1 protein-coding gene and 1 pseudogene are annotated in these 814 nt (G+C 76.7%); both read right to left on the bottom strand.

All coding sequences use genetic code 11. The features are described from left to right. A pseudogene (locus tag E2E34_RS34775) lies at nt 1-375 on the bottom strand (hypothetical protein); the annotation flags it as partial. Nucleotides 376-566: 191 nt separating this feature from the next. Then, nucleotides 567-814: fluoride efflux transporter FluC (locus E2E34_RS37735; RefSeq protein WP_208765422.1), on the bottom strand; the 248-nt coding region annotated here is incomplete at its 5' end.

The raw sequence follows: 814 nt of genomic DNA, 5'->3' as shown, positions 1-814 counted from the left end.
CGGCGTGTCCTGCGTCGGGCTCGGTACGCCGGGGCGCGGCTTCGGCCGGGTCCCGTTGCCCCGGGGCGGGGCCTCGCCGCTCTTGGACGGCGAGGCCGAGGCGCCCGGCGACACGCCGGGGCTCGCCGACGGGTCGTCCCCCGCCTTGCCGTCCTTCGCCTTCGCGCGGCCGTCCCGGTCCTTCTGGACCCGCCCGCTCGTACGGTCGATCCCCGCCCCGGTGCGCGCCTGCCCGCCGTCGGGCTCCGCGGCCGCCGCCTCCTGCCCGGCCGCCGAACGGGACGGGCTCGGCTTGCCTCCCTCGTCGCTCACGCTCATGCAGCCCGCGGACGCCGCGACCGCGAGGACGGCGGCGGCGAGTCTGGCGGGGGCCAATCGGACAGGCGGGAGCAACTGGCGCACGAGCGGCACCTCCGGGACACGGCGGGCGGGTTTCACTGCCCAACTCCCTTTGGCCCACAAGGGACACGCACGGATGACCGGGTGAGCGCGCCGGACAGCCGGGGGCGAAGGCCCGGGACGGCCCCCGACGGCGCGTCAGGCCCCGGCCGGTGCGCGGGGACCGGCTAGCCCGCCAGGGCCCGCGCGAGGGCCGACCCCAGGAAGACCGCCGCCAGCCCCACGAACAGCGAACCGCCCGCGTTGGCCACCGCCAGGAACCCCCGCCCGCGCTCGACCAGCCGCAGGGTCTCGTAGCTGAAGGTCGAGTACGTCGAAAGGGCCCCGCACAGCCCGGTCGCAAGCAGCGCGTACGTCCCCGAGGACACCACCGCCCCCGTGAGCACCCCCAGCACCTGTCTCTTATACACATCTC

It is taken from the genome of Streptomyces albidochromogenes (genome assembly GCF_005981925.1).
GTDB lineage: Bacteria > Actinomycetota > Actinomycetes > Streptomycetales > Streptomycetaceae > Streptomyces > Streptomyces albidochromogenes.
Note: the sequence above shows the minus strand (reverse complement) of the source record. Positions and strands in the feature narration are given on the sequence as shown.